Below are 14,321 nucleotides of genomic sequence, written 5' to 3'. Positions count from 1 at the left end.
CCATCGACCGACCCAGCTTTTTGCGGCAGCCTCCTGGAGCTTGAAGATTATTGCGAGCGCAGCCTTGTTCGATATCCCTGGCGCGCTAAGTGCGGTGGGCCAAGGCCCGGAGCGTGCTTTCGATGACGTATAGCCGCAACGTGGAGTTCACAGGATACCCTAGGCAAGATCTCCGCAGATGCCCCTGATTTCGCACTTACTTCAGAATCTGACGACGCTCGATCAATTCCCAATCGCTGCTGAGATGGCGCAGGAACTGAGCCTGAAAGTATCTTAGCATGCGCTCATTGGGCTGCTTAACGTCAGAGTGGCAATGTGCTGTTCACAAACGCACTTGATGACGACCGCTTGCGAGATCGAGCGCACCAGCAACGGCCGGGACGCCGACGAGCGGCGCGCCCTGCGCCAGGGAAAGGAGCAAGCCGCTTCTCAAGGATATGCACGCCTGATTGTTGCGAGAGCGCGAAACCCTCTCGCGCTCCTCCGAGGTCCTGAAGCTTATGAATTACATGCTCAGGCGGTGGGACGACTTCGCCCGCTTCCTCGACGATGACAAGATCTGCTTGACGGATGCGCTGAGCGCGCATTCAGAGGCATTGCCTTGGGGAAGGCGCAACTAGACCTTCGCTGGTAGCCAGCGTGGCGCCGACCGTGCCGCCATCATGCTGACGATGATCACGACCTATCGCCTCAACGACTTTGATCCCAAGGCCTGGCTCGCCGAGGTCCTGGTCTGGATCGCCGATCTTCCCGCGTCGCGCCTGCACGAACTGCTGCCCTGGGAATGGAAGCTCCTGCGCCAGGCCGATAAGCCCGCCGGGTCAGCAGGCCGCTGACCTTCACCCGACCGATCGTAGAGCTCGCTGTGCCCGCGCGCATGCGTCAATCAGGCGGTCTTCGTCGTATGCGTACTCAGCTCCTCACGTGAGACACTATGATGCTCTGCGAGCACACCGATTGCGGATCTTCGATCGGCGAGAACAGCATTTCACTCGGTCGTGCGCCTATTCAGTTGAAGCTGACACCAGCGCCTAGTCGGTCCCGCAGTGCCTGCCGACTGATGACAAGATTGTTGAGGTTCAAGTCCGGCCGTCTTGCTGCCAATCGCCTAACCAGTTCCCTGGTGCCGTCCAGGACAAAGACGCCGCAGTCATAACTGTTCTGCTGCTGTCTTATCGGGGCCTGTTGCAGGTTAGCGTCGAGCCGTCCTGCGAGTTCCGCTGCGGGCCTGTCATTGTATCCCTGGGTAGAGTCATAGTGATAGGCGACCGGCCGGCCACGATCGCGGCGATCAACCAGCAACAGCGACCAGTGACTGCCGCGCTGATGTCTATCCGTATTGCTGGCATCGCTTACCGGCAGGAACAGGAAGTCGGCTGTATCGTGGCGAACCCACCCTAATGCTCGTTCGCCGACCTCCTTGGAGGGAGATCGCAACATTTGGGCTATCAGGGGATCCACGAACCGCGTCCGGGCGGCGAGATCCGGATTGTTCTGCTGGAGCTCCTCCGCCAGGAGCTCATAGTCCCGCTGGATATGTTGGTCACCCAGCCACTGCGTCGGGCCCAGCACGGGTCCGCTACGGTGGCCGGAAGAGGCAACAGTAGCCGAGGGGTCGATCTGAGCACCCGGCATAGAGGTCGGGCGAGGATGATGGATGAATTGCGCACCGCGGCGTCCTCGCGGCCCCAATGTGATCGAGTTGGTCTCACCGTTGATGGAGACCTGGGTTGGGCCGCTGAACGGGGTCGGCAGGACCCCGATGTTATCCAGGACATCGAGTAAGAAATCCGGTACCGGCTGGGAGCCATCCTGGCAATCCTCATCGACTCGGGATCCGATGTCCTCAAGCTCCTCAAGTACGCCCGACCGCCCGACGAAGAAGGCGGGTTTACCGGCAGGGCTGAGCACCGGCGCTGACTGAGCATCGTCTTGCATCTGCTGCGGTGTGTACGGCAGATCAACGAAAGAGTTGAGACCCCGGTAGATGTCTGACGAGTGAGCTGGCGCGTCCGACGGTCCGGCGAAGACCGGCGGTCTAGCGGCAGCCCCACTCACCGGCGTCGACTGAGCATCGTCTCGCATCTGCTGCGGCGTGTACGGCAGATCAACAAAAGACTGAAGACCGCGGAAAATGTCTGGCGACTGAGCTGGCGCGTCCGATGGTCCGTTGAAGAGCGGCGGTCTGGCGGCAGCCGCGCCCACCGGCGCTGACTGAGCATCGTCTCGCATCTGCTGCGGTGTGTACGGCAGATCAACGAAAGAGTTGAGACCGCGGTAGATGTCTGACGACTGAGCTGGCGCGTCCGGCGGTCCGGTGAAGAGCGGCGGTTTGGCGGCAGCCCCACTCACCGGCGCCGACTGAGCATCGTCCCGCATCTGCTGCGGCGTGTACGGCAGATCAACGAAAGAGTTGAGACCGCGGTAGATGTCTGACGACTGAGCTGGCGCGTCCGGCGGTCCGGTGAAGAGCAGCGGTTTGGCGGCAGCCCCACTCACCGGCGCCGACTGAGCATCGTCCCGCATCTGCTGCGGCGTGTACGGCAGATCAACGAAAGAGTTGAGACCGCGGTAGATGTCTGACGACTGAGCTGGCGCGTCCGGCGGTCCGGTGAAGAGCGGCGGTTTGGCGGCAGCCCCACTCACCGGCGCCGACTGAGCATCGTCCCGCATCTGCTGCGGCGTGTACGGCAGATCAACGAAAGAGTTGAGACCGCGGTAGATGTCTGACGACTGAGCTGGCGCGTCCGGCGGTCCGGTGAAGAGCGGCGGTTTGGCGGCAGCCCCACTCACCGGCGCCGACTGAGCATCGTCCCGCACCTCCTGCGGTGTGTACGGCAGATCAACGAAGGAGTCGAGGCCTCGGTAGATCGCGGATGACCCATCTGTTACCGCTTCCGGCGTCGGCCACTCAAAATCGTACGGCAGGTGCGGCGACCACGTTGAGTTCGACTCGCCACGCCGCGGCTCCCCACCCGCCTGTTCAGGGCAGACGCCCAGCGCAGCGTTCGCCTCGACGAGCAATAGGTAGTTCCTAAGCCGATCGAAGCCCATGTCCGCATTTCGACTGGATTTTTTAAAGTCGGTGTGATCGTCGTTCAACGACTTTTGCTGCTCACTGGTGCCGGTGAGTCGGCTCACTATGCTCCCCCGCCCCTCCCTTTGGAGCCAAGCACCCAATCTTCGTTGGTTGCGGGCCAGATTTTGAACAACTTTTTTCCGGCTCTTCTCCTCGGGTTTGAGCATGCTCAGCTCTGCCTTTTCCAGGCCATCAATGATGCGGGCGTCATCGGGATAAAGATGCAATGTGGGCGACGGGACAGCATGACCGCGGGGCTTCCGAGATGCACGCGGGCCGGAAACGTTCTCGGCATCGCGAACCTTGCCTAATGCGAACAATAGAAGCTCGTCGTTCGGGAACAACTTCTGAGCGAATTCAATGCGCGCAGCGTGGTCTAAGCCGGATATCGAGTAGCCCGCAAGATTAAGCGCGTTAGAAAATCTGCGAAGACTACGATCATGACGAGCAGCACTGCCCGACGTCATGCCACTGGCATTAAGCCGCTCTGAGAGGGGCGCGTCTTCCGCTGAAGGGATCGTGCGCGGCCGCCCGCCAGAAGTTACATAGCTCGGATCATGATACGCACGAAGGACACCCAACCCTTTCTTCATGTCTTCGTCGTTCGGGAAGTAAGTCTTGACGTAACGGACCAGGGACTCGTGGTCCCCCAGATCAATCGTTTTGCGATGAGCGCCAAGATCATTTCCAAGTCGGCGAAGCGCCTGAGTATAGCGCTTAACCGTCGTCCGTTGTGGGTTTTTCTGAGCCGCATACTGGGCAATCGCCTTGTCGATAATGTCCCGATGGTCTGCAGAGAGATGGGGATGGTGGTTGCGGCTGCTGCGGGCGCCACTGGAGACAGGACCCGGATCGGGCGGGCGCGCCTCGGCCAAGTGCTGCTCAAAGCCCTCTTGCCCGGCATGGCCCCCCTGGTCCTCTTCCAAGACGGCGTGCTGCACGTGGGACCAAGCTGTTGGATTGGATGGATCGAAATTGTACGGGTCCACGCTAGCCTCACGTCCAAGAAATCAATTGAGCTGACCTTATTATGGATAGGCTTTCCAGAAGCTGACGAGGCCGTCGCTCGTGAAGCAATGCATCGCCACATCTGCAAAGCGAAACTGCCCCGCGGCTCTCAATCGTCGCGGGCTTCATGGGTTTAAGGACCCGCCGTCCTCGCCGCCGATGAACCCTTCCGGCGGCATGTGAGCCGACGACTCGTCATTGCTCTGGTTGCAAAACGGCATACCGCGCCGCAGGTGCACGCATGGGTGCCAAGCCGCAGTTGATCCAGATCGGTCTCGCAACTCCACGACGAGCCTTCCGCGATTCGTTCCTCGTTCATTCGCTCTCTCATCGGCTATCCAAGGAGACGGTAATCCTCGTGTCGCCGAGGGGCGCATTGCCTCGTAAAAATGTTACCGGACAACTTCCCAGTCGTGCCTGGGGCGGAGCTGCCGAATCAGTTCGGTGGCGGCTACGGCAGGGACGATCAGCATGCGCGAAAAGCGCGAGATCACATCAGCCCTGGCCGTGCGTCATCGGGCGGGCGGTCGGCGTGAGAAGGGACGACTCCTGGACGAGCTTTGCGCCGTCACGGGATGACATCGTAAGCACGCGATCCGCCCACTGTCGGTGGACGGGGCATCGGGATCCGCCGTGCCGCGGCGCCCGAGCCGGACCTATGGGGTTTCCATTCGCGCTGCACTGATTGTGGTATGGGACGCCTCTGACCGGCTCTGCAGTAAGCGGCTCGTCGCGAGCCGTTCTTGCTCCCGGCACTTGAACGGCACGGCAGATTGAAGCTTTTTGCCCATGAGCGGTCGGCCGGTTTTGAAGGTAAGCGCGGTGACGAGCGATCGCCTGCTGAGCGACGTAAAGATCGCAGCAGCCGGAGGACGCCGAGGGCGGGATCAACAAATGATTCAGCGTAGATGTCTTAGCGACTCTGGCAGAGTGCGCTGGCGCAAGTCAGCATCGTCGCGCAACTCCGACCGCGTTAGCGCATTCAGGTCAACCAAAGACTCAAGAGCAGCGTAGGTGTCTGAGCGAGCTCTGGCAGGATGCGCCGGCCAAAATGAGCATCGTCGCGCATTTCAGACGGCGCGGGCGTATTCAGATCAACAAAAGGCTCAAGCGCCGCAGGTGCGTGACAGGAGCCCGGCAGTTGATGGCGATGCTGGTTCTTGCATCTGCTGGCCAAGTAGCCCAAGCTCCCGCGCTCGGGGTAGCCAGGCGTCGGGGGAAGCTCCCGCGCCGAGCCGGACTGCCGAGCGGACTGCACGGCCGGCGAACCCGGCTGCTCACGAGCTTGCAGCCCAGCTCTCGGTTGGCGGCGATGAGCTTTGAGTAGCTTGCAAAGATGCGGCAAATCGGGACCGTATACTCTGCCTCCAGTGCGTGGGAACGAAGCCCCCTTATACAGCTCGAACATTTCTTCGAGCTTCGGACGAGTGATGGGCAGGTCGGTTAGAGCGCACCAAGGCGACCTTGCCGGCGGGCAACAAAGCAGGACAGCGATTTCGGTTGTGTCCGCGTAAGCTCGCTCTCTTCAGAAGTGTCGGCGCTGGTAGCTGGACCTGCGACCCCGCGTCAGATGGGAAAACTCTGCTGAAACATACCACACGCGTCCCCCCTAGCGAATTACCCAAGCGCACCAGCCCCCGTCGGCAATACTCAACGCGAGATCATGATTCTAGACCGGCAGCTTTGCGTTCGGCTCCCTCCAATTGATGGATGATCCGTATCCTAGATCCCCTTCAGAACGTGTTCGCAATCCTTGGCTCGCGTACTCAAAGCCGTTGCCAATCGCTCGATGACAGCGTTCTCCAATCCCTCCTTTTGCGCTCGCGTGCGAATGTCCGCCACCAGGTCAGGGATCTGCCCGGCCATGGAGTTCAGCGTAGCGATGAGTACGTCCGCATCAACACGCGTCTCGCGTGCAAATTTTTGCCACTGACGCAAGCCAATTTGATCGAGCTTGTATTCACCCCCGACTTTCATGGCGAGTTTGATCTTGCGCTGATCGACGTGGTCGTAAGGAAGAATGCTGGCGATGTCGTAAAGGGGAGCGAGACGCACGAGAGCGCCGCTGGCCAGAAGCAATGAATAGTTCTTGGCGTGAGCATCAGAGCCCCCAATGAGCCAGTTGAAGATCAAAGCGCTGACGAACGTCTCAAGGTCAGCCTCGCGGTCTGTCGAGTAGGTCCGCAAGAGCTCGACCACATCGGCAGGCGTTGGTCCGCCCTCGTTCTGGTATTTCTTGGTCGGCGGGATGCCCATGGCCTGACAGATATCTTCCTGATGAACGCGGATAATGTCGTTCCCGCTGACCTGCCGATCGTAGCGTTCAACCACGATCGCTATTTCCTGTTCGAAGCGCATCACCTTGGTTTCAGCGGCTGGCAGCCCGAGTTCGCGTGCGAGCTGCAGGCAGATATGCTCATTCTCGGCGTGACCATCGAAATGGCCCGTCGGTGGTTTCAAAATGTGGGTGGTTGGTATGCGCCCGGACGGAATGCCCCATTTGTTGTCTTTGAGGACAAGCGCAGTTTTCGGCTGGGCGCCTGCAAGACTGAATTGACCCGTGTCGCGGGGCAGACGCCAGGCAGCGTGATCCTCGCGCAAGACTCGAAGCCGATTTGCTATTTCCGGCTTATCCAGCCATTCGATCTTGTCATCTTCGCCTGTTTTCAGAGTCCCCAATCGATCAGGCGTGACGAACTGGATGGCCCCGGCGCAATCCTCACCGACGTTAGAGATGAGGGCAAACACGTTGCGCGCCGATACCTGAAATTTCTTGGCCCAGCGCTCGAGCACCTGCTCGTTGTCAGGAAGCAGCCCCCACAAGAACGACCGAACAGTGGCTGGACCGTGCTCCTCGGCGGCAAGCGGCATCGAAAGCGACAGGGGATAGGCCCCCTCCGCGTTGCGCCATGCATTGTCATAGACGAAGGTCAGCCGGCCGCGCGCCTCACTGCGGACGCGACGGACTTCGGTACCATCCAAGAGTGCAATGAGCTCGGCCATTATGCCTTGCCTTTCTTGGCTTTGGTGACGATGGCGTTGATATCAACTGCGGAGCTAGACCCGCGGCTGGTGGGCCCTCCAGTGTTGGCCTCGACCGGGATGCCGAGAACGTCGAGAGCACGGAGGACAAGAGCCAGCTCTGCGCGGGGATGACCATGCTCGACCTCAATCACCCATTGACGGCTGACGCCGATCCGCTTGGCCAGTGTCGCCTGGTCTAGCTTGAGGCGTTTGCGTCTGTCGCGAAGGACGGCGCCGAGGTCGGCAGGTGTACGGATAAGCATGGCCATCCCCAATGTCAGCGCTCGCTTACAATAGCATATGTCGTCGTTCGCTGACAATCGCAAATGTCGCCTTTCGCCGACATCCCCGAATTGTCATCGATCGTTGACATCCTTAGTGGAAGTATTAACATTTTCAAAGACATAAAGCAGACAACCTGGCACGCCCCAGCAATTCCCGCTCCGGTGCGCAAGTTCCTCGCCTGTTCGGTGTCTCGTTGACACCGAGTGGCGGCTCCCCGCGGGCCATGAGCCGCGCGCGCTCATGTGCGTGCGGATCAATCGGCATGAGCATTTCCTTCTCGCCGCTCGATACCTTGCGGGGCTTCTTCACCGCTTTTGCGGGTCTGAGAAGACGATGACGTTGCGAGCCATGCTGCCCCCTCGCCGTTCGATGCGTGGCTGCACCCAAGCAAAAGGCGCGCCTCGGATCCCAAATTGCTCGTGGGATGCAAGGCGCGGCTGCCCTTCGGCATACGGCACGCTTCCAAACGCATGGATTTCGACCATTGCGGACGGCCCTTAATCTGACCCCGGCTATTTTGTAGTATCTGGGTCATCGACGAGCAGCGTTACTCGCATCGCAAGTTTTGTCCGCTGATCCTCATGAGTGGACGAACCGTATCTCGCCCTCAATGGCGGCTTACTAATTGCTTTCACAGTCTCGCTTGTGTTGCCGTCCGGCAGTTCGTGATTGCTGCACGTGGTTGCGGTCTATGTCGGTTGGAATGGACTTGAAGTCATCGGGCTCGGCCTCCCTCGAGCCTTTCGCACACAAGCCGGACTCGCAACCCATGGTCGGGGGGGACGAGCGTCGCGCAGCATCTACGGACATCATGGTATGAAAGGCGTGAGCAGGGCCGTTGACCTCGCACGGTCGGTACGGTCGCCGCGATTGAGACCGGGCCTCGCGCTTCAAACCCATGCATCCTCAATCAAGATGCTTGCAGCCGCAGCGAACTATCTATGTGAAACCCGTGCGAAAATTCCGCCCCGCTGTAAGTGGGATGACGCCCAGTCAACGACTTCGTCCAGAGTCCATTGGAGACCCAAACTATTTGGAGCTAAAATGACGAGGTCCAGTTCGATGATTGCCGCCGCGGCTCAGGCCGCGACGGAATTTTCGGCCTGAAACCCATGCAGGAATTCCGCCATCCGTTGGGCATTGGACAAGGTCGTGAAGATCACGCGTCCGTTCTTCAGCACCTTGATTCAAGAGCCGATATAGGAGGCGTGATCCTCCCTCACCTCCGGTGTTAGGCCGAGATCGGCGGACAGGAAGGCCGCGCCAAGCTTCGCGACCAACTCTTCCATGGCACAGCCTTCAACGCCGAAGCGCTAGCGGCCGAACTCGCGGATCAGGCGGCTCTCATGGCGGCATGTAGTCTCCAACGCCACTCATTGCGCGCGCTGCGGCAGAAATGGAGGTACGTGGCCCCCACCTTTTCAGGTGGTGTACCCGACCTTCGCCGGAGTACCTGCGAAGCTTGTCGAGATAGTAGCGGGATTGGTCGGGGCAAGATGTAAAACAGTGCGGGCGCGGCTCGGTGCTAACCGACCCGGGGGCTGAAACCAGGCCAACTAGTCCCTACCACATCCGCACTGCCGTTGAGACTAGCGGAAAAGTGACTCGGCGCCGATCGATCTGGAGCGATAGCGCTGTCCCTGTCACATCCCGTTAACCCCAGGCACTCTGTATCTGTGATAGCTTACCGCAACCTGACAGGGTGCGCAGTCGGTCAATAATGTGTGGGCTATCAACACCCGCTCAATCCGCCACGGAAATTCCTGCAACCACTCAGACATGCTCTCTGTGCTGTCAGTCGTCACGACTTCAGGATCACCCGGACGGTTCAGGCTGCTGATCAGTGAGACATTGTCGGTTGCGGACCACACCATCGGAGATACTCCGCCCCGTTAGAGTGCAGGTCTCCTGTGTCCTCAAATTGCGAATTCGGTGCTTTGCGCCCCGCCCATCCCTCTGCCGTGCATATTGTACTGCCATCTTCGTCGCACTCCGCCTATCGGTCGATTGTCGGAGTGCATTTGTGGAATTCCGAGCCTTCAACCAGGGAATCCTGCGGATGACGAAAAGCGGGCCAGATGATGATTGCACACTTAAATTGTGGGCTCTGGGATGCGAGAGAAATAAAGCATCGCACGACTGAGCAATATAGGCCGGTCAGCAATGGATGGAACGCAGCGGGGATGCGACTTGGCGCCATCGAGGCGACTTGATGAGAAAGGCGCTTTCCCTATCCGCATCCGCACTGCCAATGAAGTTAGCCAGGAGATCGAGAGGCTAACGCACCGGCTTTGCCTTGAGGGCTGTTCACACGGAATGCCTCGTGGGTATTAACGAGAAATCGGCCCTGAGTGGCCTACCCGGACTGGTAGCTGATCGCTCGGATTCATCCGCAGGAAGATACCATCGTCCGCCGAGAATGAGCAAAGACGGGCTTGCGGACGCCGCTGCTGATAACTCGTCCGCCAAGCGTCATCCTTCCAGTAGATCTTAGTCCTCGACCTCACTCATCGACAAGCCGCCGGGATGCATAAGTATATTCTAAAGCAATCTGGCGTGCCTGTTCAATTAGGTTGGCGGCGGCGCTATGCCCCCCGTCGGTATTCTCATAGTAGAGGTACGGTTGGCTTAACGCAGCGAGCCTCGCCGCTGCCTTGCGGCCATGCGCTGGATGCACGCGGTCGTCCTTGGTGGACGTGAGAATGAAGGGAGCCGGGTAAGTCTTGCCTGGCACCAACCTCTGATAGGGCGAGTAGGCGTCGAGCCACTTGCGCTGTTCGGGAATGCTGGGATCGCCATACTCGCTGATCCAGGAGGCTCCGGCGCCCAGCTTGGTGAACCGAACCATGTCGAACAGCGGCACCTGTAAGATGGCCGCATTGAAGAGGTCGGGTCGTTGAGTGATTGCGGTGCCTACCAGGAGGCCTCCTTGGCTACCGCCGACCACGCCCAGCCGGCGGGGAGAAGTGATTTTGCGCCGGATCAAGTCCTCCGCGACGGCGATAAAATCATCCCATGTCCGCTGCTTCGTTGCTCCTTGGGCAGTCTGGTGCCATTGGGGCCCGAACTCACCGCCGCCGCGCAGGTTCGCGACAACATACGCGTTGCCCTGCTCGAGCCAGAGTCGTCCGGTGAGACCCGCGTAAGAGGGGATGAGCGGAATCTGAAACCCACCATAGCCATAGAGAAGCGTTGGAGTTGATCCGTCAAACCTTGCGCTCTTGGGTCGTACCAGAAAGTAAGGAATGCGGGTGCCATCGCACGAGATTGCCTCGAACTGTTCGACGACAAGTCTCGAGGCGTCGAACCTAGGAGGTGTCGTCTTCAGGGCCTCAAGGCGTTCGGTTGCGGCATCGAAGTACCAGAGCATCGTCGGGCTAAGAAAGCTGGAGACGGTGAACATCGCCTCGTCCGTTTCATGCGATGCGGCAGCCAGGCCGACATTCGCATTCTCGGGAAGCGGGATCGGCGTGGCCTGCCAGGCGCCCTGATTGTACTTGTAGACGAACGCCCTACTCTGAACATTGTCCAGAATCGTTAAGATTAACAAGTTTCTTGTAGCGGTGAATCCGCTGAGCGCTTGTCGAGGCCCAGGCTTGAAAACGAGCGTGGGTCCGGCGCGCAGCGGATCCTGCTTCCATTCGGCCAGGTCATACGAGATGATCGAGCCCGCTGAGAAGGGGGTGTCTCCGGACGGTGGCATCCAGTCTTCGTTTAGCCTCACCAGCAGGCGACCACTCGCGATGCCCCCAATGGTCGCCTTCTTCGGCAGATTGAGCTTAATCGGCTTGGACCCAAAGAGAACATACTCATGCTCGAACGAACTGATGCTGCGGATGGCGCCGGTCGCATGGATCCTGCCTTCACTGTCGCGCAGCACGAATGGTGTGGCCTCGACATCGGTCGGCTCGCCACGGAAGACCTCGTGCGCTGCCGCGAGCGACTGACCGCGCTTGAGCTCCTTCACAACGAAAGGGTAACCGGCTTGCGTCATGGTCCCTTCGCCCCAATCTCGTGCAATCAGGACCGTGTCGCTATTTACCCAAGTGACCTGCTGTTTTCCCTCGGGAAGTGCGAAGCCGTTCGTGACGAAGGTTTTGGCGACTGCGTCGAACTCCCGGACGAACACAGCGTCCTTGCCGCCCTCGGACAGGTTGAGCAAGCATAGGCGCTCCTCGGGCGGGAGGCAGCTCACCCCTTTAAGAACCCAGTTCTTCTTGTCCGCGTCAGCGAGAGCATCCACGTCGAGGATGGTCTCCCATCGAGGGCTCTGGGTGCGATAGCTTTCAAGCGTCGTACGCCGCAAGACGCCGCGCACCTGGTTCTCGTCCTGCCAGAAATTTTCGAGACCGCGCCGTCCCAATGAGACGTACGGAATCCGGTCCTTGGCCTGAAGAACGTGGAGCGCTTCCCCGTAGAAGCGCTGGTAACGTGGATCAGATTGGAGCGCACTGAGTGTCTTGTCGTTCTCGGTGTGAGCCCAAGCCAATGCGCGCGGCCCTTCGATCTCCTCAAGCCAAAGAAAAGGATCCTCAGCCCCGCTCGCAGGCGCTGGCGCCGGGGAAAGTCCCGCGGCCATCAAACAGCTCATGGATAGCGACGCTGCGAGAAAAAGCGAATTATTCATGGGAATTGTCCTGAAGTTGGCCAGCCGGACTTGGACGTCTTGCTAGGTGAGTGGAAGCATTCGGAAGATGCATGCTCGGCTCCAAAGCGCAGGCACACGGGAATTTCGTCCGCTGGCTTTTTTGATGGAGCAAGCAGCGTGCCGCTTGAAAAGGGAGGTTCTCCAGGCGTTTCCAACCCATTTAAGTGTGGACCTTTGGACGTCCGTCTCAAAGCCGACAGTCGGTTCTTAGTAAGGGCGACGACATGTTGCGCAGCGGCCACCTTGCTCATCGTCGCAGTACGTAAATCTTCGACGATCGCTTGCGCCTTCCGTTCGGCCATTCACAACTCTGCTGGGCATGAATTGCCTTGAGCATGTGGACCTCGCAAACCTTGCGCGAAGGGATATCGCGCCGGTCAACTATCCCTAAGCGTTCGAGGACGCCGCGAAGGCGACGAAAGCCGCAAGACAACGGGCGCGCTAAAGTGGTCCGGACACGAGCTCGCTTTCTCGCGCACTCACGCTCCCAAAAACTAACACGAACTAAACTTGCAACGACCGGCCGCTGGCCATCACGGCAGCTCGCGCTGGAAAAGAACACTGCACTTTGAATGACGCTGTTCAGTCAGAGCGGAACAGGTCCGCGCACATTGCAATCAAAAAAGATGAAAGTCGCACATGCGCGCCTTCCACCCTCGCCGCGGAATGCAGTGCTACCGACGCTCAATTGTCCGCCTTCAAACCAACGTAAGAGAGTTGACGCGGCACACTCTTAGGAAACTCCTGCAAAATATACGAATTAGTCCGGCACGCGGCTTGCTTCGTTCAGGACATCATCACCAATCGTAGTGCGGTGATCTTCGGAGCGGCCCCGGCGCGTCATTACGTGTCTGGTCGCTACGACGATTTGCCGTGCGGCGATACTTAGCGAGCGGGACCGCGTCTCGGCAAAGTGCAGGGCAATCATTATGCGATCAAGGTTTCTCTTTTTGGGTGCTATGACGATGGCGCTCGTCACAACGGGTAGAGCTATGGCGAACCTCGAGCGACAAGTACTGCCACCGGCGGTGTGGAACTGGTCTGGAGGCTACATTGGCGGTCACGCCGGCGGCGGGTACGGCCGAACCTCCTTTAGCAATCCCTTTGGCCCGTCGATCTATGGCGGCAGCCTCGATATTCCATCGTTCGTCGCAGGTGGCCAGATCGGCTACAATTGGCAGAACAACAGTTGGGTGTTCGGCCTCGAACTGGATGCCAGCGCAGCTGCCGCCAACGGCTCAAACACCTGCCTAGCCGCCTCCCACTTGACTGTAAGCGCAAACTGCAACGCAGGTCCCAACCTCTTTGCGACCGGGACCGGCCGCATCGGCTACGCCTTCGGTCCGCTCGGGCAAACGCTTGCCTATCTCAAGGCAGGCGTAGCCTGGCAAAACAATCGAGGCGACGTCGTCAACAACGTGGAACCGGAGAACCAGCCACAGGAGAAAACCCATTTCGATTATGGCCGAGTTGGCGGCGTCATCGGGCTCGGTCTCGAGCAAGCCCTTACGCCGGCATGGTCGGTGAATGTCGAGTATGACTATCTGCATTTCGGCGGACCAAGTGTCGCCACCGCTTCGACAGTGCAGTTATCTCCGCCTGCGATTCTGCCGGCGAACACAACCAGCCTGTCCAGCAATTATCACGTCGGAAGAGTTGGTCTGAACTACCACTTTGGCGTGGACCCAGAGGCCGCACCCAGGTCCGATGCGCCGTATGCGAAATCAGCGGGCAGCGTACCACCCATTCCCTACGCGCCTGGTTGGTCGTTCGAAGGCGGCTCGCGGCTCTGGCTGAGCCGGGGACGATTCCAGTGGGATCGCAGCGCACTTGAAAATAACGATCGCCCTAGACTCCAGCATACTCATATCGCGGCTCACTTATCACGGACTGGACGGGCTTTCGGGGGAGGTATTCGGCCGTGTCGACAGTCCCTGGGGAGTGTTCCTGAAGAGCAGCCTTGGCATCGGTGGCTTCAACAAAGGGAAGATGAACGATGAAGATTGGCTGCCCCACGAAGGATACCCGTACGTAAATACTCTTTCTGGTCAATCAAACGGACGATTCGCATATTACACGGCGGACGCAGGTTACGATTTCCTGCGCAGTACGAACTACAAGATCGGCGGATTTATAGGCTGGGGCTATTACAGCCAGAGCTCTGACTCCATTGGTTGCGTTCAGATCGCCAATCCGCAGTATCGATGTCTGAAGCCGGGTGACACCACAACATCGGCACGTAGGATACTCAATGGAATGCGCCTCGAATCGGCCTGA

8 protein-coding genes and 1 pseudogene are annotated in these 14,321 nt (G+C 59.3%); 3 read left to right on the top strand and 6 right to left on the bottom strand.

What is annotated here, in order from left to right; translation table 11 throughout:
• Positions 1-352 precede the first annotated feature (352 nt).
• A pseudogene (locus ABIA45_RS35305) lies at positions 353-836 on the top strand (transposase); the annotation flags it as partial.
• 172 nt (positions 837-1,008) lie between these two features.
• Here the strand turns inward: ABIA45_RS35305 and ABIA45_RS35300 are convergent.
• The 6 genes from ABIA45_RS35300 to ABIA45_RS35275 form a co-directional block, all read right to left on the bottom strand.
• Positions 1,009-4,068 (bottom strand): Ulp1 family isopeptidase, encoded by a 3,060-nt coding sequence (locus ABIA45_RS35300; protein WP_370058179.1) that lies wholly within the window; start codon positions 4,066-4,068, stop codon positions 1,009-1,011.
• Positions 4,069-5,809: 1,741 nt separating this feature from the next.
• Positions 5,810-7,090: a type II toxin-antitoxin system HipA family toxin gene (locus tag ABIA45_RS35295; protein ID WP_036043209.1), complete on the bottom strand. Its 1,281-nt coding sequence runs from the start codon at positions 7,088-7,090 to the stop codon at positions 5,810-5,812.
• Positions 7,090-7,380, bottom strand: coding sequence for a helix-turn-helix domain-containing protein (locus ABIA45_RS35290; RefSeq protein ID WP_225157461.1), 291 nt, complete (start codon positions 7,378-7,380; stop codon positions 7,090-7,092). Before ABIA45_RS35290 ends, ABIA45_RS35295 begins: the two co-directional genes overlap by 1 nt.
• A gap of 1,203 nt (positions 7,381-8,583) precedes the next feature.
• Positions 8,584-8,685 carry a zincin-like metallopeptidase domain-containing protein gene (locus ABIA45_RS35285; RefSeq protein WP_370058178.1) on the bottom strand — a complete coding sequence of 34 codons (102 nt, stop codon included), beginning with the start codon at positions 8,683-8,685 and terminating at the stop codon, positions 8,584-8,586.
• 1,214 nt (positions 8,686-9,899) lie between these two features.
• A complete protein-coding gene (locus ABIA45_RS35280; protein WP_036043212.1) occupies positions 9,900-12,023 on the bottom strand; it encodes a prolyl oligopeptidase family protein in 2,124 nt (707 codons plus the stop codon).
• Positions 12,020-12,346: a hypothetical protein gene (locus tag ABIA45_RS35275; RefSeq protein ID WP_157784101.1), complete on the bottom strand. Its 327-nt coding sequence runs from the start codon at positions 12,344-12,346 to the stop codon at positions 12,020-12,022. Before ABIA45_RS35275 ends, ABIA45_RS35280 begins: the two co-directional genes overlap by 4 nt.
• A gap of 690 nt (positions 12,347-13,036) precedes the next feature.
• On the opposite strand from ABIA45_RS35275, the gene ABIA45_RS35270 reads away from it, so the two are divergent.
• Both ABIA45_RS35270 and ABIA45_RS35265 read left to right on the top strand, forming a co-directional pair.
• Positions 13,037-14,044: an outer membrane protein gene (locus tag ABIA45_RS35270; RefSeq protein ID WP_244431445.1), complete on the top strand. Its 1,008-nt coding sequence runs from the start codon at positions 13,037-13,039 to the stop codon at positions 14,042-14,044.
• Complete coding sequence (locus ABIA45_RS35265) at positions 14,034-14,321, top strand: hypothetical protein (protein WP_244431446.1); 288 nt, start codon at positions 14,034-14,036, stop codon at positions 14,319-14,321. The genes ABIA45_RS35270 and ABIA45_RS35265 overlap by 11 nt, the downstream gene beginning before the upstream one ends.

The organism is Bradyrhizobium sp. USDA 336, from assembly GCF_044908355.1.
GTDB classification, from domain to species: Bacteria; Pseudomonadota; Alphaproteobacteria; order Rhizobiales; family Xanthobacteraceae; genus Bradyrhizobium; species Bradyrhizobium yuanmingense.
This window is presented reverse-complemented; position numbering and strand designations above follow the sequence as displayed.

Excerpts from the sequence above, each read along its gene's own strand:
- ABIA45_RS35275 (WP_157784101.1), bottom strand. The coding sequence starts at position 12,346 with ATGGCCGAACGGAAGGCGCAAGCGATCGTCGAAGATTTACGTACTGCG.
- ABIA45_RS35280 (WP_036043212.1), bottom strand. The coding sequence starts at position 12,023 with ATGAATAATTCGCTTTTTCTCGCAGCGTCGCTATCCATGAGCTGTTTG.
- ABIA45_RS35265 (WP_244431446.1), top strand. The coding sequence starts at position 14,034 with ATGAACGATGAAGATTGGCTGCCCCACGAAGGATACCCGTACGTAAAT.
- ABIA45_RS35295 (WP_036043209.1), bottom strand. The coding sequence starts at position 7,090 with ATGGCCGAGCTCATTGCACTCTTGGATGGTACCGAAGTCCGTCGCGTC.
- ABIA45_RS35270 (WP_244431445.1), top strand. The coding sequence starts at position 13,037 with ATGGCGAACCTCGAGCGACAAGTACTGCCACCGGCGGTGTGGAACTGG.
- ABIA45_RS35285 (WP_370058178.1), bottom strand. The coding sequence starts at position 8,685 with ATGGAAGAGTTGGTCGCGAAGCTTGGCGCGGCCTTCCTGTCCGCCGAT.
- ABIA45_RS35290 (WP_225157461.1), bottom strand. The coding sequence starts at position 7,380 with ATGGCCATGCTTATCCGTACACCTGCCGACCTCGGCGCCGTCCTTCGC.